This window comes from Kitasatospora sp. NPDC059327 (genome assembly GCF_042752535.1).
Taxonomy (GTDB): Bacteria; Actinomycetota; Actinomycetes; order Streptomycetales; family Streptomycetaceae; genus Kitasatospora.
Map to the genome: position 1 here is coordinate 146,366 of NZ_JBHYYB010000004.1, position 22,244 is coordinate 168,609.

The 22,244-nt window shown below is 73.6% G+C and carries 22 protein-coding genes and 1 pseudogene; 14 read left to right on the forward strand and 9 right to left on the reverse strand.

Translation table 11 applies throughout. From position 1 onward, the window contains the following. From ACFXHB_RS04295 to ACFXHB_RS04315, 5 genes are all read left to right on the forward strand, one after another. The coding region (locus ACFXHB_RS04295) for an asparagine synthase-related protein (RefSeq protein ID WP_380571955.1) at positions 1-1,912 on the forward strand (1,912 nt) is incomplete at its 5' end. Then, positions 1,912-2,169, forward strand: a complete 258-nt coding sequence (locus ACFXHB_RS04300; RefSeq protein ID WP_380571957.1) for a lasso peptide biosynthesis PqqD family chaperone — start codon at positions 1,912-1,914, stop codon at positions 2,167-2,169. The genes ACFXHB_RS04295 and ACFXHB_RS04300, both read left to right, overlap by 1 nt. Next, positions 2,166-2,606: a lasso peptide biosynthesis B2 protein gene (locus tag ACFXHB_RS04305; protein WP_380571959.1), complete on the forward strand. Its 441-nt coding sequence runs from the start codon at positions 2,166-2,168 to the stop codon at positions 2,604-2,606. The genes ACFXHB_RS04300 and ACFXHB_RS04305 overlap by 4 nt, the downstream gene beginning before the upstream one ends. 653 nt (positions 2,607-3,259) lie before the next feature. Beyond that, a complete protein-coding gene (locus ACFXHB_RS04310; RefSeq protein WP_380571961.1) occupies positions 3,260-3,823 on the forward strand; it encodes a papain-like cysteine protease family protein in 564 nt (187 codons plus the stop codon). Positions 3,824-3,833: 10 nt separating this feature from the next. Next, the gene (locus ACFXHB_RS04315; RefSeq protein WP_380571963.1) at positions 3,834-4,706 is read left to right on the forward strand and encodes a hypothetical protein; all 873 of its coding nucleotides are present in this window, start codon (positions 3,834-3,836) and stop codon (positions 4,704-4,706) included. A gap of 81 nt (positions 4,707-4,787) precedes the next feature. Here the strand turns inward: ACFXHB_RS04315 and ACFXHB_RS04320 are convergent, their stop codons facing one another. From ACFXHB_RS04320 to ACFXHB_RS04330, 3 genes are all read right to left on the reverse strand, one after another. Further along, positions 4,788-6,263, reverse strand: coding sequence for a hypothetical protein (locus ACFXHB_RS04320; RefSeq protein ID WP_380571964.1), 1,476 nt, complete (start codon positions 6,261-6,263; stop codon positions 4,788-4,790). Between the two features lie 349 nt (positions 6,264-6,612). Further along, positions 6,613-7,494 (reverse strand): DUF4253 domain-containing protein, encoded by an 882-nt coding sequence (locus ACFXHB_RS04325; RefSeq protein ID WP_380571965.1) that lies wholly within the window; start codon positions 7,492-7,494, stop codon positions 6,613-6,615. A 64-nt stretch (positions 7,495-7,558) separates the two neighbouring features. Further along, entirely contained in the window at positions 7,559-8,944 is a 1,386-nt protein-coding gene (locus ACFXHB_RS04330) for an SMI1/KNR4 family protein (RefSeq protein ID WP_380571966.1), read from the reverse strand. 276 nt (positions 8,945-9,220) lie between these two features. On the opposite strand from ACFXHB_RS04330, the gene ACFXHB_RS04335 reads away from it, so the two are divergent. The 3 genes from ACFXHB_RS04335 (at position 9,221) to ACFXHB_RS04345 (ending at position 11,456) form a co-directional block, all read left to right on the forward strand. After that, positions 9,221-9,619 carry a VOC family protein gene (locus tag ACFXHB_RS04335; RefSeq protein ID WP_380571967.1) on the forward strand — a complete coding sequence of 133 codons (399 nt, stop codon included), beginning with the start codon at positions 9,221-9,223 and terminating at the stop codon, positions 9,617-9,619. Positions 9,620-9,891: 272 nt separating this feature from the next. Beyond that, positions 9,892-10,464, forward strand: a complete 573-nt coding sequence (locus tag ACFXHB_RS04340; RefSeq protein WP_380571968.1) for a dihydrofolate reductase family protein — start codon at positions 9,892-9,894, stop codon at positions 10,462-10,464. Positions 10,465-10,997: 533 nt separating this feature from the next. Further along, entirely contained in the window at positions 10,998-11,456 is a 459-nt protein-coding gene (locus ACFXHB_RS04345; RefSeq protein WP_380571969.1) for a DUF5709 domain-containing protein, read from the forward strand. 78 nt (positions 11,457-11,534) lie between these two features. On the opposite strand, the gene ACFXHB_RS04350 is transcribed toward ACFXHB_RS04345, so the two are convergent. Next, a complete protein-coding gene (locus tag ACFXHB_RS04350; RefSeq protein WP_380571970.1) occupies positions 11,535-12,407 on the reverse strand; it encodes a SigB/SigF/SigG family RNA polymerase sigma factor in 873 nt (290 codons plus the stop codon). Between the two features lie 511 nt (positions 12,408-12,918). Here ACFXHB_RS04350 and ACFXHB_RS04355 point away from each other — a divergent pair. Further along, positions 12,919-13,266 carry a hypothetical protein gene (locus ACFXHB_RS04355; RefSeq protein ID WP_380571971.1) on the forward strand — a complete coding sequence of 116 codons (348 nt, stop codon included), beginning with the start codon at positions 12,919-12,921 and terminating at the stop codon, positions 13,264-13,266. Between the two features lie 90 nt (positions 13,267-13,356). On the opposite strand, the gene ACFXHB_RS04360 is transcribed toward ACFXHB_RS04355, so the two are convergent. Then, positions 13,357-13,791, reverse strand: a complete 435-nt coding sequence (locus ACFXHB_RS04360; RefSeq protein ID WP_380571972.1) for a hypothetical protein — start codon at positions 13,789-13,791, stop codon at positions 13,357-13,359. 439 nt (positions 13,792-14,230) lie between these two features. Between ACFXHB_RS04360 and ACFXHB_RS04365 the strand changes: the two genes are divergently transcribed. Beyond that, positions 14,231-14,992 (forward strand): hypothetical protein, encoded by a 762-nt coding sequence (locus ACFXHB_RS04365; RefSeq protein ID WP_380571973.1) that lies wholly within the window; start codon positions 14,231-14,233, stop codon positions 14,990-14,992. A gap of 141 nt (positions 14,993-15,133) precedes the next feature. Then, positions 15,134-15,667 (forward strand): peptidylprolyl isomerase, encoded by a 534-nt coding sequence (locus tag ACFXHB_RS04370; protein WP_380571974.1) that lies wholly within the window; start codon positions 15,134-15,136, stop codon positions 15,665-15,667. A gap of 80 nt (positions 15,668-15,747) precedes the next feature. Here ACFXHB_RS04370 and ACFXHB_RS04375 read toward each other — a convergent pair. The 3 genes and pseudogenes from ACFXHB_RS04375 to ACFXHB_RS04385 all read right to left on the reverse strand — a co-directional run bounded on the left by ACFXHB_RS04375 (position 15,748) and on the right by ACFXHB_RS04385 (position 17,715). Then, a pseudogene (locus tag ACFXHB_RS04375) lies at positions 15,748-16,396 on the reverse strand (amidase family protein). Positions 16,397-16,453: 57 nt separating this feature from the next. Then, the gene (locus ACFXHB_RS04380) at positions 16,454-16,969 is read right to left on the reverse strand and encodes a hypothetical protein (RefSeq protein WP_380571975.1); all 516 of its coding nucleotides are present in this window, start codon (positions 16,967-16,969) and stop codon (positions 16,454-16,456) included. Positions 16,970-17,121: 152 nt separating this feature from the next. Beyond that, a complete protein-coding gene (locus ACFXHB_RS04385) occupies positions 17,122-17,715 on the reverse strand; it encodes a TetR/AcrR family transcriptional regulator (RefSeq protein WP_380571976.1) in 594 nt (197 codons plus the stop codon). A 173-nt stretch (positions 17,716-17,888) separates the two neighbouring features. On the opposite strand from ACFXHB_RS04385, the gene ACFXHB_RS04390 reads away from it, so the two are divergent. The 3 genes from ACFXHB_RS04390 (at position 17,889) to ACFXHB_RS04400 (ending at position 20,751) form a co-directional block, all read left to right on the forward strand. Continuing rightward, positions 17,889-18,848, forward strand: coding sequence for an alpha/beta hydrolase family protein (locus ACFXHB_RS04390; protein WP_380572045.1), 960 nt, complete (start codon positions 17,889-17,891; stop codon positions 18,846-18,848). A gap of 137 nt (positions 18,849-18,985) precedes the next feature. After that, positions 18,986-20,005, forward strand: coding sequence for an aldo/keto reductase (locus tag ACFXHB_RS04395; protein WP_380571977.1), 1,020 nt, complete (start codon positions 18,986-18,988; stop codon positions 20,003-20,005). A 152-nt stretch (positions 20,006-20,157) separates the two neighbouring features. Beyond that, positions 20,158-20,751 carry a hypothetical protein gene (locus tag ACFXHB_RS04400; protein ID WP_380571978.1) on the forward strand — a complete coding sequence of 198 codons (594 nt, stop codon included), beginning with the start codon at positions 20,158-20,160 and terminating at the stop codon, positions 20,749-20,751. Positions 20,752-20,998: 247 nt separating this feature from the next. On the opposite strand, the gene ACFXHB_RS04405 is transcribed toward ACFXHB_RS04400, so the two are convergent. Next, complete coding sequence (locus ACFXHB_RS04405) at positions 20,999-22,090, reverse strand: VWA domain-containing protein (RefSeq protein ID WP_380571979.1); 1,092 nt, start codon at positions 22,088-22,090, stop codon at positions 20,999-21,001. Positions 22,091-22,244: the final 154 nt, after the last annotated feature.

The window sequence follows — 22,244 nt, forward strand, 5'->3', positions numbered from 1 at the left end:
AAACATCTTCTCCTCCGCCAGCCCGTTGTGGGAAACCCCTCGCACGTGTTGGTTGTCCCCCCCGAACACCAACCCCCCCCCCCCGGGGCCCGGGGTCCCGGACACGGGCGGCGCCCGTGTCCTGCACCACCCCTCGGGCCGGCCCTGGATCATCGGGGACTGGCCCGCCGCGGAGCTCGTCGACGCGCGCGCCGGCCGCGTACACGTCGCCGTTCTCGGCCACAGCAACGCCGACGCCGACACCCTGCGCCGGCACGCCGAACGGGCGGCCGACGCCGCCGATCCCGGCGCACTGGCCGGCCGACTGGACGGCAGCTTCCACCTGTTGGTCAGCGCGCACGGCACGGTCCGGGCCCAGGGCACCCTGTCCGGGCTGCGCCGGCTCCACCACGCGCGACTGCACGGCGTACCGGTCCTCGCCGACCGGGCGGACGTCCTCGCCGAGCTGACCGGGCAGTCCGTCGCCACCGAGCGCCTGGCCCTGCGCCTGCTGCACCCGCTGCCCCACCCCCTGGCCCTGCTGCCGCTCTGGACCGGCGTCGAGCCCGTGCCCTACGACCACGGCGCGCTCCTGCCACCGGACGGGCCCGTCCGCACCGCGCGACGCTGGCGTCCGCCCGCGCCCCGGCGCTCACCCGCCGAGGCCGCCGAGGCCCTGGGGGTCGCGCTGGAACGGGCCGTCGCGGCCCGCACCGCCGCCGGCGGACTGGTCGCCAGTGACCTGTCCGGCGGCCTGGACTCCACCCCGCTGAGCTTCCTCGCCGCGCGCGGCCCCAGCGGGCTGCTGACCGTGACCTTCGGCTCGGTCGACCGGCTGCACGAGGACGCCCGCTGGGCGGACGCCGCCGCCGCCGAACTCCCGGGCGCCCGACTCCTGGTGGGCGCCGACACGCTCCCCGCGATGTTCGCCGGCCTGAAGGAACCGGGCGAGCAGGGCGACGAACCGTTCGCCTGGACCAGGACCAGGGCCCGCGACGAGCACGTGGCCCGCGAACTGGGCGCCCGCGGCGCCCGGTTGCGGATCAGCGGCGAAGGCGGGGACGAAGTGCTGCAGCTCCTGCCCGCCTACCTGCGCGCGCTCGCGCGGCGCCACCCAGTCGCGGCGGCACGGCAGTTGAGCGGCCATCGGGCCCGGCTGCGCTGGCCGCTGCTCCCCTCCCTGCGTGCGCTGGCCGACCGACGGAGCTACCGGGACTGGCTGGCCGACGCGGCCGAGGAGATCGAGGCCACCACACCGCCGCCCGGGACGACCCTGCTCGGCTGGGGCATGCCGCCGCGGCTGCCCCCGTGGGCCGCCGCGGAGACGATCCGCAGCGTCCGGGCCCAACTGCTCGCCGCTCTCGACGATGCCGAGCCGCTGGCGCCCGAGCACGCCCAGCACCAGCTGCTCCACATGGTGCAGCACAGTGCCGGAGCGATGCGGCAGGCCGTGGAGCTCACCGCCCGGGTCGGTACGCCGTACACCGTGCCGTTCCTGGACGACCACGTGCTCGACGCCTGCCTGGCGGCCGACCTCTCCCTGCGCGGCACCCCCTTCGCCTACAAGCCGCTGCTCACCCGCGCGATGGCGGGCCTGGTGCCCGACCACCTGCTGCGCCGCACGGGCAAGGGCGACTTCAGCCCCGACGCCTACGAGGGGCTGGACCGCCACCGCCGCCAACTGGCCGACCTCACCGAGCGGAGCGCGCTGGCCGAGGCCGGGCTGATCGACGCCTCCTCGCTGCGCCGGGCCTGTGTCGGCCTCTACCCGCCCGGCACCTCCTACGCCGCGCTGGACGCCACGCTCGGCTGTGAGCAGTGGCTTCGCGCGCGGACCGCCCACCGCACGGCCCCCGGCACCGCGAACGGCGGCACCGGGCGCACCGGAGATGCCGGCCGTGCGAGCACCTCACCGATCCCTGGAGGGCACTGATGGCAGTGAAGCTGCGCGCGGACGTGACGCTGACCGAGACCGGCACGGGGGGTGTCCTGCTCGACGAACGAGCCAGTCGCTACTTCCAGTTGAACCGCACCGGCGTCCTGATCCTGCGCACGCTGATCGACGGGCGCTCACCGGATCAGGCCGCCGAGATCCTGGCCGAACGCTACCCCGTCACCGCCGAGCAGGCCCGCACCGATGTGGACAGCCTGCACCGGAGCCTCACCGCCGCGGGGTTGATCACCGAATGAGCCTCCCGCACGCCGCCGCCCTCCCCCGGCCGCCCTGGCGCAGCCGCCCCGCCGCGCTCACCGCGATCGCGCTGGCCCGGGTCCTCGAAAAGCTGCCGCCGCACCGCATCCGCCGCCTCCTGCTCCAGCTGCGGCGCGGCGCGCGACCGGCCACCCCGGCACAGGCCGGCGCCGCCCGGCAGGCCGTGGTGGCGCTGAGCGTGCGCTGCGCCGGTCAGGGGTGCCTGCAGCGCTCACTGGCCGCCGCGCTGCTCTGCCGCCTGCACGGCAGCTGGCCGACCTGGCGGACGGGGGTGCGACTGGCCCCGTTCCGGGCCCACGCCTGGATCGAGGCCGACGGCGTCCCGGTGGGCGAACCGGCCGAACTGGCGCACTTCCGGCCGGTGATGACGATCGCTCCGGTGGACCGCGGCGCGGGCGCCCGAGCGGCGCGGTAGGCACCGGGACGGGCGGGACCGACTCCGGCCCCCGTCCGGCCCGGTGCCTCGCCGGCCCGGCCGCCCGCCCGCCCGCCCGCCCGGCTGAGGCCGCTCTCGTCCTCCACCCCGAGGTGCCGGTGACGGCTGCCCGGGACGTAGATCTCCACCGGGCGTCCGGCCGCCCGGAACTCCTCGAAGAGCGCGTGACCGCGCCGCCACCGGGCCGCGAACTCCTCGCCGGGCGTGGCCCCGTCGACCAGCGGGTGCTGGGCCGCCACCTCGATCAGCACGCCCGGCAGGTGGCCGTCAGGGCCGTCGACCAAACACCAGCCGCAGGTGCGATGCCCCCATCACGCCGACAACCCGGTAGGACGTCACTACCCGTGCGCGGCGCGGTCCGAACGCCCGCGTCGACCCGCGGTGGCCGCGGACGACCGCCGGAGCGGCACCGTTGCGCGGCACCGTTGCGCGGCGGCGCTCCGCCGCGCCGATCCCGAGCCCGGCCGCCCTGCGCGCGGACAGGCGGGCCGATGGTTTATGCCCGCAGATATGACGATTCCTCCTTGCGAGTACAGTTCCCACACCTACCATGTGCGACGACGCAGTTCCGTGCTGTCATGAAGCCGCCGGATCACCAGACCCACATCGCACGTACGCGGAAAGGCGGGACGATGGGCAGATCCACCTTCACGGCCACGGCGGCGGCCCTCGCAGTGACGGCTTCGGGATTGCTCGCCGCCACCCCGGGCCCGGCCCACGCCGAGGCAGGCCAGGACACCATCACTATGTACAAACAGGAGAAGTCCCAGTGGTGCTGGGTCGCCTCCGGACTGACGATCGCCAAGTTCCAGGGCTACGGCAGCACCCAGGCGGACTTCTGCAGCCGGGCCCAGCCCTACTACGGCTGCAACAACCAGCCCGCCACGCTCGACGACATGGCCAGGGGCTGGAGCAGCCTCGGCATGACCCGGCCCGGCTCGGGCCTGAACAGCGCGGCCACCTTCAACCAGGTCTACACCGACGTCAAGGCGGCCCGACCGGTCGCCGCCCGGATCGGGTGGACGTCCGGCGGTGGCCACATGAACGTCGTCTACGGATTCGACACGGCGAACAACACCATCGGCGTCGCCGACCCGTGGCCGGACACCGCCACCTACACCTGGTGGAACTACGACGACTACGTCAACAACAGCTCGTTCAAGTGGACCCACTCCCGGATCGGCATCTCCCGTTGAGGCAGGCGGCATGAAGAAGAGCAGAACGTCCTGCGCGCGGGCGGCCTCCCGCCTGCCGCGCCTGGCCACCGTCCTGGTCCTGGGCGCGTCCGCGCTGGTGTCCGCGGCCGGCCCGGTCCACGCGGCCCCGTCCATGGACCCGCTCCCGGCGGACATCCCGGGCTACCAGGCCGCTCTCGACCTGGTGAAGTCGGCCGACGTCCGCGACGCCGTCTGCCGCTTCCTCAGCGTTCCGGTGCCCCAGGGCGACGAGGTCGGGGCGCCGCAGCAGATCCCCGACAAGGCCGAACCCTGCGAGGGCGTGCCGGCCTTCACCGTGAACGACCCGCTGGCCCTGAACGAGATCACCCCCGACTTCGTCGCGGGGACGGCCCTGCCGGTCCCCGCCCAGGCGGTCCGGCTGAGTCATCTGGTCTCCGCGTTGAACGCCCCGGTCAACGGGCGGAACGCCACCGTGATGCTCGCTCCCACCGAGGGCGGCGGCTGGCACCTGGCGGCCGTCCGCGACGGTGACGGCGACGCCGTGTACGCGGGCAAGGCCGCGGTGGGGACGCTGGTGTTCACCGAGCCGCAGATCCGCGGCTGGTACCAGTTGCGGCTCACCACGGTCGAACCGCTCAACGACCAGGCGCACCAGGGCCTGGCGGGCCGGCCGTCGGTGTCGCTGAGCGAGTACCAGAAGCTGGTCAGGGCCCGCTACGCCGACAAGCTGCCCGGTTCGGAGTACGACACCGCCGGCATGTCCAGCGGCTACGACCCGGCGGGGAAGGCGGCGGAGGCCCCGTCCTCGACCCCCCTGCTCGTCGGCGGGTCGAGCGCGGCCCTCGCGCTCGCGGGAGGCGCCGTCGCCCTGCGTCGGCGTCGGCGCGACACCGGCAGCTGAACGCGCGTACCGGTCCGGCTCCCCGGGGGCCGGACCGGTGGCGCGGGTCGGGGCCGGTTGCCGGCGGGCAACCGGCCGGGGTCAGGAGACGAGCTTGACGACCGCGTCGGCCGCGGCCTTGCCCGCCGCCGCCACGATGGCCTTCACGAGGTCGCCGAGGGCTCCCGTGACGCCGGCGGCGAGGGTGTCGGTGGCGTCCAGGCTCACCCGGAACGTGCCGTTGAGGATGCCGTCCCACTTCGCGGTGATCTGCGGGTTGTTGCCGACGAAGGTGAAGTCGTCGTCGCGGTCCGGCGTCCCGAAGGGCAGCCCGGCGACGGTTCCCTCGGTGTGACCGGAGTGCTGGAAGGTGAAGACGGTTCCGTCCGGCGTCATGACGGCGGCGGTGATCGTGTAGTCGATGTTGTCGAAGCCGCTGTCGTGCGCGTGCGTGCTGAACGAGAAGAAGCCGTCCTGGTGCATCACGACGTGCGCCGAGCCTCCGATCGCGATGTCGGTGGTGACGTCCAGGTCGAAGTTCTTGCTCGACGTGTCGTACCAGAAGTGGTCCTGGACGGAGGCGTCACCGCCGACGAACCAGAGCTCCATGCTCCCCGGGATCCGCGACACCGCCGCGATCCCACTGGTGATGGAGGCGCTGCCGGCGGGGGCTAGTTCGAAGGCCTGCCAGTTGCTGCCCTCGTACCAGTACCGGTCCTGCACCGAACCGTTCGCGCCGACGAACCAGACCTCCATGCTCCCCGGAATCCGCGAGACCGCCGTGATGCCGGTGTGGGTGGAGGCACTGCCGGCCGGCGCGAGTTCGAAGGCCTGCCAGGCGCTGCCCTCGTACCAGTACCGGTCCTGCACCGAACCGTTCGCGCCGACGAACCAGACCTCCATGCTCCCCGGAATCCGCGACACGGCCGCGACCCCGCTGGTGCTGGACGCGCTGCCGGCGGGCGACAGTTCGAAGGCCTGCCAGCTGCTGCCCTCGTACCAGTACCGGTCCTGCACCGAACCGTTCCCGCCGACGAAGAACACCTCCATGCTGCCCGGAATCCGCGAGACCGCCGCGATCCCGCCGATGGTCGAGGCCGTCCCGGGAGGCGAGAGCTCGAAGGCCTGCCAGGCGCTGCCCTCGTACCAGTACCGGTCCTGCACCGAACCGTTCCCGCCGACGAAGAACACCTCCATGCTCCCCGGGATCCGCGAGACCGCCGCGATCCCGCCCGTGGTGGCGGCGCTGCCGGCGGGGGCGAGCTCGAAGGCCTGCCAGGCGCTGCCCTCGTACCAGTACCGGTCCTGCACCGAACCGTCGGCCCCCACGAAGAACACCTCCATGCTCCCCGGGATCCGGGAGACGGCCGCGATCCCGCCGTTGGCCGAGGCGCTCCCGGCCGGCGCCAGCTGGTAGTGCTGCCACGGCGACCCGTCGTACCAGTACACCCCCTGGACCGAGCCGTCCGAGCCGACCCACCAGACCTCCATGCTTCCGTCGATCCGGGAGACCGCGGCGACCCGGCTCGACACCGACGCGCCGCCGGCCGACGCGAGCGTGAATTGGTTCCAACTCATCTGGGACCTCCGGTGGTTCGTGAGGGGAACACACGGGCCGGGAAGGGTCCCGGCCCGGTGCGCGCGGAGCGCCCCGCCGGTTTCCCGGGCCAGGCGCTCAACGCGTGCTCCTACGTTAGGAATCCACCGCGCCACCGGCATGAGGCCGTGGTCCCGCCCATGTCCCGGGACCAGCGCACCAGTCGGACACGCCCGGCCCGGGACCGGTGGCGAACGGCGCCCGCCCGGGGTGCGGCACAGGTCCGGGGTGCGGCACAGGCTCAGCCTGGACCGGCCGCGGCGCGCGACACCGCCGGACGCCACGGTCCGTGGCGGGCCGAAGCCGACCGGGCGAACCGGCCGGGCCCGGTCAGTCCCACCAGAACGACCACTGGTGGGCGCCCACCAGCTGCTCGGCGTACGCGGCGAGGGTGCCGGTGCCCTGGAAGACCAGGTCCGGGCAGAAGGCGGTGTGCTCGGCGGCCACCGGGAGCGCCTCGGCCGACGTGGCCGGTGGCACCGGGACACTCAACCGCAGGGTGTCGAAGCCCACTTCGACCACCTGGGCGCCGAAGCGGCGCTCCCAGTCGGCGAGCACGGCGGCGATCTTCGCGGTGTCCTCCTCATGGTTCGTCGGGCCGCCCCACCCGCACACCGCCAGCGCCTCGGCCCCACTCCCCGCCCGCACCAGGCCGAGACGGAAGCCCCGGATCGACTGCAGCACGTCGGCCAGCCCCCGGGCCTCGACACCGGCCGCGCCGCCGAACCCGTCGGACCCGTCGAACCCATCGGACCCGTCGGACCCGTCGAACCCATCGGACCCGTCGGACCCGTCGGACCCGGACGTGGCCGGAGCCGTACCGGGCCAGGCCGGGCCGTACGGGGCCAGGGCCTCGGCGAGCCCGTCCTGCTCCCCGTACTCCTCCGCCCCGACGGCAAGTCCCTCCCACCAGCGGCGCAGCAGCGCGGCGGGGTCGTACAGACCGGGCTCGGAGGCATGACCGGGGTAGAGCTCGCCGGACAGCCAGGGGCGGACCTCGGGGCCGTCGTCCAGCGGGCTGAGCAGCAGCGGCCAGAGCCCGGTGTCCGGGTGCGCGCGGTGCAGACGCGCCCACAGTCCGACCGCGGCGGGCGCGTCACTGATCCACAGCAGCGGCCCCGTCCCGTCCTCCTCACCGCCGACCAGACGTCCGGGCGGCAGGGTGACGGGCAGGAAGGCTGTCGCGCGGGCGAGGTCCAGAGGCTCAGTCATGCGAGCACCCTAGGGTGCGGATCCGACAGTGCTTCCGACCCCGGTGGACGCCCGGCCCCGCCGCTCACCGGGCAAGGGGCCCGAGCTCCCCGGGCACCAGGGTCACGGTGATCGGGGGACGGTTCCAGAGGGCGAGGATCTCGTTGGCCAGCACGATGGTCGGGCGCGGGTCCCCGCCCTGGTGCACCTCGACGGCGGCGGCCGACAGGGTGCGCGGGACGGCGCCGGCGTCGAGCAGCGCGCGCCAGTCCGCCGGGGCGAGCGAGAGGAACTCCAGTCCGGTCAGCGCGGCGATCTCCAACGGGTCGGCGAGTGTGCCGGCGTAGGCGGTCAGGGTGCGCAGGCGGGGCAGCCCGATCACGGGCGTGAGGCTGAACGGGTCGCCGTCCCACCGCCCGATGCGCAGCACCTCCAGGTCGGGGTGGGCGGCGGCCTCGATGCTCCGCGGGCTCTGGTGGTGGACGATGACGGCGACGGGTTCCTTGTCCCGGCGACCGCCCGAGCGCGGCTCCTGGTCCGGGTCGCGCACCAGGCTGGTGAGCGAGTCGGCCAGGAGGGAGGCGCCGATGCCGCGTTCGTGGTCGAGCACGATGATCTGGCCGAGGTGACCGCGCGGGCCGGGTGTCAGGTCGACCGCCACCCGGTCTCCCCCGCCGGAGTCACCGAGAACGATCCAACCGGGTGAGCCCACCAGATCCTGCACGGCGTCGTCGGGCCCGGTGAGAACCGCCTCCGACGCCGCGAACTCCCAGCGCCACCGACGCGACGCCGGGTCGGCGACGGCGAGGTCCTCCAACGCCCCCAGCTCGAAACCGACGGCGTCGAACACGCGGTGCGCCGCGTCGTGGTCGCCGTCCCAGTCCGCCCACCGCGCGCGCGTCACCCGGTACAGCACCCGCACCTCCTCGGGCAGTTCCAGACCGAGCCGGGACTCGACGGCGGCGATCTCCTCCTCGGTGGCCCCGATCGCGTCGGGTATCCGCTCGCGCAGCATCCGCTCCAGCGCCACCAGGTCGGCCGACGGGGCGGGCCGCGCGCCCGGCATCGACTCGGGGAGTCGGCGCCACGGCTCGGGGACGGCGCCCTCGACCAGGGTCAACGCGCCCGGGTGGGCGTTGCCGATCCCCACGGCGGCCGCGGGCCCGTGGTCGAACAGGCGCAACGCCGTCGTACCGTCCGACGCGATCTCCACGACGAACACGACGTCGTCGAGTCCGGCCGCCGGGAGCGCGTCGCGTACCCGGTCGATCGCGTCGTACTGGTCCTGGTTGTCCGACACCATCGAGGCCCGGCCGCGCGGTGGCTGCCGCCACGGCAGCGGGACGCTCCAGGAGCCGCGGCCGATGGTCCCGGCCACCTGGCCGCCGGGGGCGGCGAGGGCCGGTGCATGGGCGGTCCGCAGCAGCCGCAGCAGCGGCTCCCAGGTCGCGAAGTCGTACAACGAGGACACGTGGGCCTCCGGTCGGCCGGGTGGTCAGGTCGGTGGCAATGATGTCCGCCGCCGCCGACAGGCGCACGGGGCCTCGGTTCGGAACCGTCGGAGATCCTCCCGGATACCGGACGGCGGTTGTCCGGTATCCGCTCTAGCGTGCTCCGCAGGCCGCTGAAGCCGGCGCCGACGGGGCCGGTGCCGACCTGCCACCGCCGGCCGCGCGCACCGACCGGCCACCGCGACCAACGCGACCACCGACCACCAGTCACCAGTCACCAGTCACCGAGGAGAAGCATGAACCTCGTCTCGATCCGGATCATCACCGAGGACGTCGCACGCCTCGCCGCGTTCTACGAGCACGTCACGGGCACCATCGCCTCCTGGAGCACCGAGGACTTCGCCGAGATCACGATGGGCCCGGCCACCCTCGCCATCGGCAGTACCCGCACCGTGCCCCTGTTCGCGCCGGGCTCGGCCGAGGCCGGTGCCAACCGCAGCGTCGTCATCGAGTTCCTCGTCGACGATGTCGACGCAGTCCACGCCGCCCTCGGCGGCCGGGGCGAGGAATTCGTCAACGCGCCGACCACGCTGCCGTGGGGCAACCGCTCGCTGCTCCTGCGCGACCCCGACGGCAACCTGGTCAACCTGTTCACCCCGGTCACGCCCGCCGCCAGGGCGAAGTTCGGGGTCTGACCCCTGCGGGCGCGCGCTCGGCCCCGAGCGTGGTCGGGCCGGTCGTGGTCGGGCCGGAACGGGGCAGCCGGTCGGGCGCCGCACCCGCGCTTGCCGTGCCGGCCACCGTCGCGCCGGAACGGCCGACCCGGCGGGAATGAATCGCGCCGGGACCGATGAGTTCTGTCATGATCCACAGTCAGAGTCCATGTCCGGTGCGCCGGAGCCGCCCGTGCGGCCCGCGCACCGGCCCGACCTGCCGAGTACCTGTGCCAAGAACCGAGGAATCCCAGATGCGCACCCTGATCAGCACGGCCTTCATCTCTCTCGACGGCGTCGTGGAGGCCCCGGGCGGCGAGCCCGGCTACCGGAACTCCGGGTGGACCTTCAAGGACATCGAGTTCCTGCCCGAGGCCTTCGAGCTCAAGGGCCGTGAGCAGCAGGAGGCGACCGCGATGCTGCTCGGCCGGACCAGCTACGAGGCCTTCAGCCCCGTCTGGCCCGACATGGCCGACTTCGCCGACTACAAGGTGATGCCGAAGTACGTCGTCTCCACCACGCTCACCGAGGACGACCTGGTCACCAACTGGGGCGAGACCACGATCCTGCGCTCGCTCGACGACGTCGCCGCGCTCAAGGAGACCGAGGGCGGCCCCATCATCGTCCACGGCAGCGCCGGCCTGAACCGGGCCCTCTCGGACGCCGGCCTGATCGACCGCTACCACCTGCTCGTCTTCCCGCTGCTGCTCGGCGCGGGCAAGCGCCTGTTCAGCAGCACCGACAAGGACGCCCAGAAGCTGACGCTGGTCGAGTCGGCGGTCTACCCGAACGGCATCCAGAAGCAGGTCTTCGACGTCGTCCGCTGACACTGCCGCTGCCGCTGCCGCGCGGGCTCCGGGCGGGCTCCGGGCGGGGGCGCGCACCGAGGGCGCGGGCCGAGGTGTCCGGGCCGAGGTGTCCGGACCGAGGCGCTCGGGCCGGTCCCGCGTGCCCCGGCCAGGCCGGCCCGGTCCCGGCGGTCCCTGCCCCGGCACGCCTCGCCCTGGGGGGCAGGCCGCCCGGGGGAAACGCCGCTCACGCGCGGGTACGCCTACCGTGAGGGGCTCCGTCCGGCCGATGGGGCCGTTCGCCGCCGCGCCGCAGGCCGTGGCCCTGCCTGCCGCTTGCGGCCGCCGTCGCACCGGCGGCCCCGCGCGCAGCCCGGCCGCGCCCCCGAGCGCCGGGGGCCGGTGCTCCCGGCAGCACGGCCGTACGGCCGCCCCCGACGCGAGCGGCCGTTCGCACTCGGGCGGACGATGGACGTGGGTACCCGCCCGGCGCGAGGGCGGGTACGACAACCGCTGGTGCTCCGGGCGGCCCGTTCGACGACCTCCCCGGGGTGCGGAACTAGGAGTTGATCATGGTTGACGGCACCACGGGTGACGATGTCCACCAGCCGACCGGCGACAGCGCGGACCAGGGCGACACGGCTCCGGACCTCCAGAACACGGTGGACGAGCGCGGCTACGACGACATCCTCGACGAGGGCTACTCGCCGCCCGAGAAGCCGCTCGGGGTGACCAGGGCGGGCACCACGGTCGCGGAGCAGCGCGAGGGCGAGAGCCTGGACGACCGGCTGGCGCAGGAGGTCCCCGACATCACCGTGGACGACGGGGACGGCATCGGCGACGTGCCCGGCGGGGAGGGCGAGCCGATGGACCCCCAGGCCGGCGACGAGCGGGCCGGACGGCTCCTCGCGCCCGACGAGGGGGCCCACGCGGACATCGACAAGGGGCTCTTCGCCTCCGACGTGGGCATCGACGGCGGCGCCGCCGGAGCCGAGGAGGCGGCCGTCCACGTCGTGCCCGACGCGTGGTGAGCACGCGGCTCACCACCGGCTGTCACCGACCGTGTCGCGGCCGCGCCCTACGGAGGACCGGTGCCACCCCCGGTCACCCTACGAAGCACCGGCGCCACCCGGGCACGGCCCCCCGCGCCGCCGCCCGGTGCTCGGAGCGCCCGCGGTGGCCGTCCGGGCTTCCCGCGTCCACCCCGGTGCGTCGCGGTCCTCCAGCTGTTCGCGCAGCAGGGCGAGGGTCGCGTTGAGCAGCCGGGAGACGTGCATCTGGGACACCCCGATCCGCTCCGCGATCTCCGTCTGGGTGCGGCCGTCCCAGAAACGCAGCTTCAACACCGTCTGCTCGCGCTCGGGCAGCCGGCCGAGCAGGGGGCGCACGGCCGTCCGGAACTCGGCGAGTTCGAGGTCGGGGTCGACGACTCCGAGCCGGTCGAGCAGGGCACTGCCCGCTTCGTCGCCGTCCTGTTCGCGCAGCGCGTCCAGCGAGTTGGGCCGGTAGACGCGGCCGGCGATCAGACCCTCGACGACCTGGTCGTACGTCAGGTCGAGCTCCTCGGCGAGTTCGTCGGTACGCGGCAGCCGGCCGAGCCGCTGCTCCAGCCGGTCCGAGCCGCGGGCCACGGCCAGGTAGACCTCCTGCATGCCGCGCGGGACGCGGACCGGCCACGAGGTGTCGCGGAAGAACCGCTTGATCTCCCCGGCGATGGTCGGGATCGCGTAGGTGACGAACTCGACGCCGCGCCCGGGGTCGTAGCCGTCCACGGCCTTGATCAGGCCGATGGTCCCGACCTGGAGGATGTCGTCCAGGTCCTCCGCGCGGTGCCGGAACCTGGCCGCGATGAAGCGGACCAACGGCATGTTCAGTTCGATGATCGTGCCGCGCACGTAGCTGTAGTCCCGGGTCTCGCGATCCAGCGACGCCAGCCTCGCGAACAGCGCGTCACTGATCCCGCGGGCCTCGGTCTTGCCCATCGCCCGGAGCTCCTCCGCACTCGGACGCGGGGGCCGTGGGGGCGATGAGGACGGCGGGGGCTCGGTCGTCCGGTCCTCGCGCGGACCGGCCGCTGCCCGGATGGTGGACACGATGCCCTCCTGGGTGCACGCCCGGCTACGACGGTGCCGCCCGCGCCTCGCGCGGGACGCACCCCGGGCTCTCGTTGCCGCGCCGGGCTCTCGTTCCCGGGGACCGGCGCGACATCGCCGGGCCTCGGCCCCGTGGCACCTGGCACCCCGGGAGAGTGCGGGCACGGCACGACGCGCCCACCGCATCCGCCCTGCCGAGCCACTACCCGACATCACCGCATTGATGCATGAATCAGCCGATTCATCCGGTATCGGCCGTCATCGACCGTCGAACGGCGCTCCCCCGGGCCGGACCGGCGGCCTGGACGCCGGCCCGGCCCGGGGTCCGCACGGCCGGCCCCACTCGTCCGGATGCCGGGGTGGGAATGCGGCGAACCGCTCCGGCGGCGACGTTGGAGAGATGGACATCGTCGTCGTGCTGGAACTGGATACCCCGACCAACGTGCGGCTCCTCGGACCCGACCGCGAGCCGGCCTACCCCGACAACCCGGTGCGCCGCGCGCACACCGCCCCCGCCGAGGCCTCGGGCGCCTGCGGCCCCCTCACCCTGTGCGGCCTGGACACCTCCGACATGACCCTCGCCCCGCACCGGTACCCCCACTCCGACCAGCCTCCGTCGGGACGCCGGTGGCACACCTGCACGACCTGCCGGACCGCCGGACCCGACACCGCGCCCGCCTCCCCCGGAACGCTCACCGCGGGCAGCCACGAGGGCGACACCCACCCCGTGGAGACCCCGGCCCGCTGAATCCCGTCCACCCCAGCGCGCCCGTAGCGGAACGGGCGGGCTGCCGGGCGGGGCGGGACCGGGTGCCGCCCCGCCCGGCGGAGGTGGGCGCTAGGAGATCCGGGCCCACGCGCTCCAGCTGCCGTCCGCCGCGTGCCGCCGGGACCACAGGCGGTTGTCGGTGCCCTTCGCGGCGATCTCGAACTGGCCGCCGCCGGTGTCGGAGGCGATGATGCCGACGCCACCGGTCTTGTAGCCGCCCAGCGAGGACCAGGCGCTCTTCTTCCCCGACGCGCTGCTCGAACGCGTCCACACGGCGTGGTCGGTGCCGATGACGAACACCATCCGTCGGCCGTCCCGGTAGGCGTACTCCGCCATGCCCGGCTCCCCGAAGTCGGCGCCGCAGAGGTACTCGCCGCCCCAGACGGGGCTGGTGCAGTGCATCGGCTCCAGGGTCGCCGTGGGCGTCGCCGCCTGGGCGGGCGTCGCCGTCAGCGCGACACCGGCGAGAACGGCGGCGGCCATCGCCGTCTTGATCTTCTTCACGGGCACTCCCTCGATCGGTACGGACCGGGGCCGCCCGTCCACCGGGCAGCCCCTTCAGTGAAGGTGACGGGCGCTCGGGCCCCACGGGTTCACCGGGCCGTCGGCCCGGCGGCCGCGCACCACTCCCGGCGACGCCCCCGGACGCGTCCGACGGCGAGCGCCCGACCGACCGTCACACCGCCGGCCGGAGGGTTCCGGGGCCGCCACCCCGGCGCCCGGGGCGTCCACCTGTCGGCCCCTCAACTGGGTGGACGCGCTTGCGCCGTGACCGGCACGGCGCGGTCCGGGCGTTGCGGTCCGGTGACACGGAATGCGTCATTCCGTCGATTGTTCGCACTAGGTTCGATCGTGCACGCAGCCGCATCGCTCGGCGGTTCCCGCACCAGAGGGAACGGGCCGTGCGCGCGACCTCACCCGTACTTCGCTCAGGAGAAGCCGCATGCCCCCCTCGACGACCCGCCGTGCCACCACCGTCCGCTCCCTGGCCGGCACCGTCCTGGCAGCCGCTCTGCTCGTCCCCACCGCGACGGCCTGCGGCCCCTCGTCCGACGCGGACGCCACCGCCGCGGCCGGCGCCCCCTCCGCACCGGGCAGCACCGCACCCGTCGGCGCGCCGCCGACCGCGGCCGGCTCTCCGACCGCGCCGGGCACCACCACTCCGGGCGCCCCGACCGGCGCGCCGGGGGCGACCGCACCGACCGCCCCACCCGCCTCCCCCGCCGCGCCCCGGACCACCGCGCCGGCCACCGGCACCGGCACCGGCACCGGCACCGGCACCAAGGGCAAGTCCCCGGTGCGCACCGAGGCCCTGGTGGACGGCAGCACGGCGGAGATCCAGGACCTCGGGAACCAGAACTACGCCGCCAAGATCGTCAACAAGGGCGACGTCCTCGCCACCCTGGAAACGCACAACGCCGACGCCGGCCTGGACGCCAACGACATGTTCGTGGTGCTCTCGGTGGACGGCCACGTCCACTCCTGGATGGGCGGCGGACACCAGGGACCGGGCACCTTCAAGCTCGCGGGCGGCTGGACGGCCAAGGTCACGAAGATCGGCGAACTCCGGTACCGCGCACAGATCATCGGCAACGAGAACGCCGTCCACGACACGCTGGAGACCAACCAGCAGGACGTCGGCGCCGTCGCCAACGGGTCCTACATCGTGCTCAGCACCGGTGGTGTGATCAGCTCCCACATGTGACCGCCGAAAGGACCGGGGGTCGGTCCCCGTCCCTCGTTCGGGTGGTCGACGTCCGCTTCCCGCGAACACCGCGGCAACCGGGCCCGCGCAGGCGGTGAGATGAGTGACGGCATCACCTGACACCGCCGAGGAAGGCACATCGTGGCTGAACAGCTCTACGCGACACTCAAGACGAACCAGGGCGACATCGAGGTGCGGCTGCTGCCGAACCACGCCCCGAAGACAGTCCGGAACTTCGTCGAACTCGCCCAGGGCGAGCGCGAATGGATCCACCCGGAGACCGGCCAGAAGACGACGGCCAAGCTGTACGACGGTACGGTCTTCCACCGGGTGATCGAGGGCTTCATGATCCAGGGCGGCGACCCGCTGGGCAACGGCACGGGCGGCCCGGGGTACAAGTTCGCCGACGAGTTCCACCCCGACCTCGCCTTCACCAAGCCGTACCTGCTGGCGATGGCGAACAGCGGTCCGGGCACCAACGGTTCACAGTTCTTCATCACCGTCTCCCCCACCACCTGGCTGACCGGGAAGCACACCATCTTCGGCGAGGTCGCCGACGACGCCGGCAAGAAGGTGGTGGACGCCATCGCCACCAGCGAGACCAACCCCCGCACGGACCGCCCCGTCCAGGAGGTCGTCATCGAGTCGGTCGTCATCGAAACCCGACAGGGCTGAGCCCCGACTCCGCGCGAGCACGCCCGGCGTCCCGGCCCGGCCCGCGGCGCCGGGCCGGGACACCACCCCGGCGACAGGCCCTACGCCGGCGCCCGGAAGCCGCCGATCCGCCGCTCCAGCAGCTCGGCCGGCCCCAGCGGGGTGCGGTCCTCCCACATCGGGCCGATGAGCTGCAGGCCCACCGGCAGACCCTCGGCGGACCGGCCCGCCGGTACGGCGGTGGCGGGCAGGCCCGGCAGGGTGGCCGGACCGGCCCAGACCAGCTGGTCGAAGTACGGGCCCGACACCGTCGATGTCGAGCCGGCGCCGCAGCGGATCCGGCCGGTGGTCGTGCTCTGCACGTCCTGCAGCCCCAGGGGCACATCGGTCTTGCCGAGCACCACCGCGCCCGCCGCGCCTTGAGCCGTGCCACCTGCACCGCGTCCTCGGCCGGCAGGTACGTCCGGTGCTGCGGCATGCCCCAGGTCGTGGGAAGTCCGGCGATGTCGAAGGACTCCTTGACCGTCACCGGGATCCCGAGCAGCGGCCGGTCCGCACCGCGGGCGCGGGCCCGGTCGGCACCGCGCGCGGCGGCCCGCGCACGGTCGAAGTCGGGTACGCAGATCGCGTTGAGCGCCGCGTCCTCCCGCTCGATACGGACGATCGCCTCGTCCGTCAGTCCGCCGAACTCACGTCACCGGCCCGCAAGGCAGCCGTGATCTCTTCGGCCGTCGCATGGCCCCATGGCACGCGGCCGACCGTGACGGCCTCCGGAACAGGTCACGGAACGTCGTTTCGCACCAGGGTCTACCAACCGCCGGACGTGGTGGGGAAGTGGCGGGCGGCCGAGGTCGTCCCGGAGGTCCGGACCGGGGGCAGGTCCGCGCCGGAGGTACTGACCCGGGCACCGCCCCGCCCCGGGTCCTCCCGGCGGGCGGCCGACTCCGTGGCGGCCCACCGAGGGGCGGGCGTGGAGGCGGGGGCCGCCGGCGGACGCGGGTCCTCCCGGTCGATCCGCAGGACCAGGCTGCGGCCCCCGGGATTGCCGGCCCCGTCCCGGTCGGTGCAGCGGATCACCTGGCTGGGGGTGCCGTCGCGGTCCTCCCACCGGCCCACGACGGCGCGGACACTGGGCCCCCAGGCGCCCTCGTGCTCGTACTCGACGGCGAGGTCCCAGTCCGCGGCGTCGATCAGCTCGCTGGCGCCGAGGACCCCGGGAACCACGACGGTGCCGCCGCCCCGGACGGTCACCACGGCGCGCTGCGGCCGCTCGGCCTGCACACCGATCACCGTGATCCGGTGGGCGTTTCGGTACTTCGGCATCGGTCACTCCCGCGGGCTGGTTCGGCTGATCCGTACTCCTCCTCCTTAGTACGGCCGGCGACCGGGCGAGGGTTCGCCGCCCGGCCGTCGCCCCGGCCCGCATCGTCCGCCGCGGCGCCGTCCGGTCGGCGCCGGCGGTGGCCGTCGCGACCTCAGGACGACGGCGGCCGCCGCAGCCCCTGGAGCAGCAGGTCGATCAGTCGGCGGGGGTCGTAGCGGGGGTCGCTGTCGCGCCCGATGCAGAGGTTGCCGATGCCGCGCATCAGTTCGTAGGCCTGTGTGCCGGGCCTGATCTCGCCGGCGTCGACCGCGGCGTCGAGCAGGTCCGCGCAGACCGGCACCAGGCGGTCGAGGAAGTAGGAGTGCAGCGCGTCGAAGCCGCTGTCCGACTGCACGGTGTTGGCGAGGCCGTGCTTGGTGACCAGGAAGTCGACGAAGAGGTCGACCCACTGGCGCAGTGCCGCGAGGGGGGAGTCGGCGGCGGCGAGCAGGGTCGGACCGGCCTCGGCGCAGGCCTCGACCTGGTGGCGGTAGACGGCGACGACGAGGTCCGCCCGGGCCGGGAAGTGGCGGTAGATCGTCCCGACGCCGACGCCGGCCCGGGCCGCGATCGCGCGGATCGGCGCATCGATACCGGAGGTGGCGAACACCTCGGCGGCGGCGGCGAGGAGCGCCCGCTGGTTGCGTTGCGCGTCGGCCCGCTTGCCGCGGGTCGGCACCTCCGCGGGTTGGCCTGCAGTGGACACCACGTTCTCCGTCCGGGCGATGATTCGACGTTGACCAAACGGAACCTTGTTCCGTATCGTATCTGGAACAAGGTTCCGCTTTGAGCCTAGCCGAAGCGGGCCCTCCCGTCCGCCTCCCCCGCCGGCGGCCCGACGAGGCCGGCAGCACGCCGCGGGAAGCGAAAGGCCATCCCATAAACACCTCGACCCACCCGGCCGACACCGCCAGCGCACCCACTCCCGTCCTCTCGGTCGGCCCGCTGGTCCTCCAGTCCCCCGGTCGCGCGGTGGACCTGCGGCTGCGGGTCTCCGCCCCGGTGACCGGAAGCGACCTGCCGATCATCCTGCTCTCGCACGGCCAGGGCCCCTCCCACCACCTCTCCTCGCTGAACGGCTACGCCCCGCTCGCCGCCCACTGGGCGGCGCACGGCTTCGTCGTCGTCCAGCCCACCCATCTGAGCTCCAGAACGCTGCGCCTGGACCCCGACACCCCCGGGGCGCCGCTGTACTGGCGGTCACGGGCCGAGGACATGACGCGCGTCCTCGACCACCTCGACCTGATCGAGGCCGCCGTCCCGACGCTCCCCGGACGCCTGGACCGGACCAAGGTCGCCGTCGCCGGGCACTCGATGGGCGGGCACACCGCGAGCCTGCTGCTGGGCGCCCGGCTCACCGACCCCCTCAGCGGCGCGGAGGTGGACCTGACCGATCCCCGGATCACGGCGGGCGTCCTGCTCGCCGCGCCCGGCCGAGGGGGTGACGCCCTCACCCGGTCCGCCGCCGAGAACCACCCGTTCCTCCTGACCACCGACTTCTCCCGGATGACGACACCCGCACTCGTCGTCGTCGGCGACCACGACACCTCCCCCCACCTGACGGTCCGCGGCGCGTCCTGGCACAGCGACCCGTACGCCCTCGCCCCGGGCCCCAAGTCCCTGCTCACGCTGTTCGGAGCGGGGCACGGTCTCGGCGGGGTCTCCGGCTACGACGTCGCCGAGACCACGGACGAGAACCCCGAGCGGGTCGCCGCCGTCCAGCGCCTCACCGGGGCCTACCTCCGCACCCTGTTCCACCCCGGGGATCCCAGCTGGCGCGCGGCGCGGGACCTGCTCGCGGCCGGGCCCGACCCACTCGGACGGGTCGAGTCCAAGTGACCCGCGGCGGCGCGGGACCGGAGCGGGACCCCCGCCGCCCTCGTCGCCCCGACGCCCCGACGCCCTGACACCCACCGGCCGGCCGGCGCCGCACCGAACCGCGCCGAACCGTCCATCCGTTTTGGAGGAACACAGCCATGCAGTACCGCACCTTGGGCCGCACCGGTGTGCAGGTCAGCTCCCTCGCGCTCGGCGCGATGAACTTCGGCCGGCTCGGGCGGACCACCCAGGAGGAGGCCACCGCCCTCGTCGACGCCGCCCTCGAAGCCGGGATCAACCTCGTCGACACCGCCGACCTGTACGGCGGCGGCGAGTCGGAGGAGATGGTCGGCCGCGCCGTCGCCGCCCGCCGCGATGACCTCGTGCTCACCACGAAGGCCGGGATGCCGATGAGCGAGGAACGCAACCATCGGGGCGGCTCACGGCGCTGGCTGGTCACCGCGCTGGAGAACAGCCTGCGCCGCCTCGGTGTCGACCACGTCGATCTCTACCAGATCCACCGCTGGGACCCGAGCACCGGCGACGAGGAGACGCTGTCCGCCCTCACCGACCTGCAACGCGCCGGCAAGATCCGCTACTTCGGCTCCTCGACCTTCCCCGCCCACCGCATCGTGCAGGCCCAGTGGGCCGCCCGGGAGCACCAGGTGAGCCGCTACGTCACCGAACAGCCCAGCTACTCGATCCTCCAACGCGGGATCGAGACCCACGTCCTGCCCGTGACCGAGGAGTACGGCCTCGGTGTGCTCGCGTGGAGCCCGCTGGCCTCGGGCTGGCTGTCCGGCGCGATCCGCGCGGGCCGCGAGGTCACCACCAGCCGCTCGACGTTCATGCCGCAGCGCTTCGACACCACCGTCGCGTCCAACCGGGCCAAACTCGACGCGGTCGAGCGGCTGGCCGGGATCGCCGACGCCGCCGGCCTGACCATGATCCAGCTCGCACTCGGCTTCGTGACCGCACACCCCGCCGTGACCTGCGCGCTCATCGGCCCCCGCACCCCGGAGCACCTGAACGCGCAACTCGCCGCCGCCGACACCGTTCTGCCGGCCGACGTGCTGGACGCGATCGACGCCGTCGTGGCACCAGGCGTCGACCTCGCCGCCCACGAGAAGAACGACACCCCGCCCGCGCTGCTCGACCCGTCACTGCGCCGCCGCTGACCCCGCACGGCTCGCGCCCCGCTCGTCGGACCCGATGGACGAGAACCTTCCCGCACCACCCGCCGGGAATGGCAGGATGCCTCGCGGACACCCTCTGGCCGACAGCAGGGACAGTGAACGTGACACGGCACCGCTCGAAGTCCCTACGATCGATGGCCCTTCCTCTGATCCTCCTGCTCAGCGCGTGCGGCAGTGTCGCGGCACCGGTCACGGGCGAGGGAGCGCCCGCCTCCCCGCTCTCGCGGAGCGCGCCCGGTGACGCGGCCCTGCGGAACCTCGAATCGGCGATCGGCGAGCAGGGCCGCGCGGATTTCACGGACACCTTCGGCTCGCTTCAACTGGACGGGGCGGGCGGGCGGGTCGTCCTGTTCGCCACCGACGAGGAACGGGCGCGGGCACTCGTCGAAGCGGCGGCGAAGGCGCATCCGGACATCGACACCTCGCTCGCCGACATCCGGCGGTGCCAGTACTCCCGAAGGACCGTCGATCCCGCGCTCCGACGGATCGGCGACGCCATGACGTCGGGCGGGCTACCGGCCCCCGTGTACACCGTCGGCATGCTTCCGGACGGATCCGGGATCAAGGTCACCACCACCAAGGAGGGAACGGCGTCGAAGGACCTGAAGGGCGCGGTCACGAAATTGGCCGGCGGCATACGGGTGGCGTACGAAGTCGGCATGCCGATGAGGGGGCTCGACGCCACCGCCACGCTGTCCCCTCCGAACGCCGGCTCGACGCCACCGTAGAACGCGACCGCCCGATATCCGGAATGCCCGCCGAGAACACCGAATTCCGGCTCCGCCGAATGAACGGCGGGACCGGACCGGTGGACCTCCCGGCGGGGTGGTCGAGGGCAGGGCGGTCGAGCGACGCGGGCGGTCGAGCGGCGGTGCGGCCGAGCGGCAGGGCGGCCGAGCACCGCGGGTGGAGCGGCGGTGCGGCCGAGCGACGGGAGCGGCCGGGCCCCGGCGGTGGCCGGACCGCCGCCCCCGGCTACAGCAGGACCAGCAGCTTCGTCCCCGGCACCAACTTCCGGTTGACGGAGGTCGACTGGACGAACACGGTGTAGGCGGGGTTGTCCCCCGGCTTGACCGTGACCTCCGACTCCGGCAGGCCGAGCAGCCGGCGGGCCGCCGGCCCCGAGAACACCCGGCCCGTCATACGGCCGGTGGCGACGTCCTTCTCCGCCACGGCGAGCTGCTTCCGGCCCTGGATCTTCTCCCGCTTGGACAGCTCGTAGAAGGCGCAGCCGGTCTTGTAGGTGTGCCCGGAGCTGGTGACGAAGTCGCGGATCGGGCTCTGCTCGTCGACCGGGACCAGGATGTAGGTGCCGCTGTCCAGGGCGTCGAGATTGGCCTTCACCTCGGCGGTGTTCAAGTCCTGGCCCATCGTGAACAGGTTCCTCGTCCCGCGCACGCCCTGCTCGCGGCCGCGCAGGAAGCTCGTCGCGGCCGCCTTGACGGTGCCGATGGCCTCCTCGACGCCCTTGCTGGAGTCCGCGTCCCAGATCGCGATGTTGCCCGCGGGGAAGCCGTACTCCTGGGCGGTGCGCTTGGCCAGGGAGTTGGGGACCAGGATCGCCGAGGTCCAGTGGTCGGGGAGGTGGTCCATGGCGCTCCGGATGCGGTCCATCCAGCCGCGCAGGACGGCCGTGCCCTGGCCGCCGCCCAGCCGGATGTGCATCCGGCCGCTCTCCGAGCAGCCGGAGGCGTTCTCCTCGCCGTCGGTGACGACGACCTGGAGGAAGGAGTGCTCCCCGTACCCCTCCCAGATGTTCTTGAGGTCGTCGACGGACTTCACGGCCGCCTCGATCAGCGCCGTCGCACCGCCGTCGACCTTGTAGAGGCCCTTAAGGGAGGGCAGGTGCTTGACGTCCATGTCCCAGACCAGGTTCCGCACCTCGTGGTCGAAGGCGTAGAGGCTGATCCGGGTCTCGTGACCGAGGCGGTCGGACTCCTCCTGCAGTCCCTTCACGAACTCGTCCACGACGCGTACGAGCTGGGCCTCGTGCTGGCGCATCGAGCCGGACTTGTCGACCACGAGCGAGACGTGGTTGACCTTGTGCTTGATCCTGTTCGCAGCCATGGTTCTACCCCTTTGCCCAACGCTCTTTCGACGCCTTCCGGCGTTCCCTCCGACGTTGATTCCACTCTATGAGCCGGCACTGACAATCCGTTCGGAGCGGGTTCGCGCGGATTCTCCCGCCCGGCACCGGAACGCGGGCGGGCGTACCGAACTC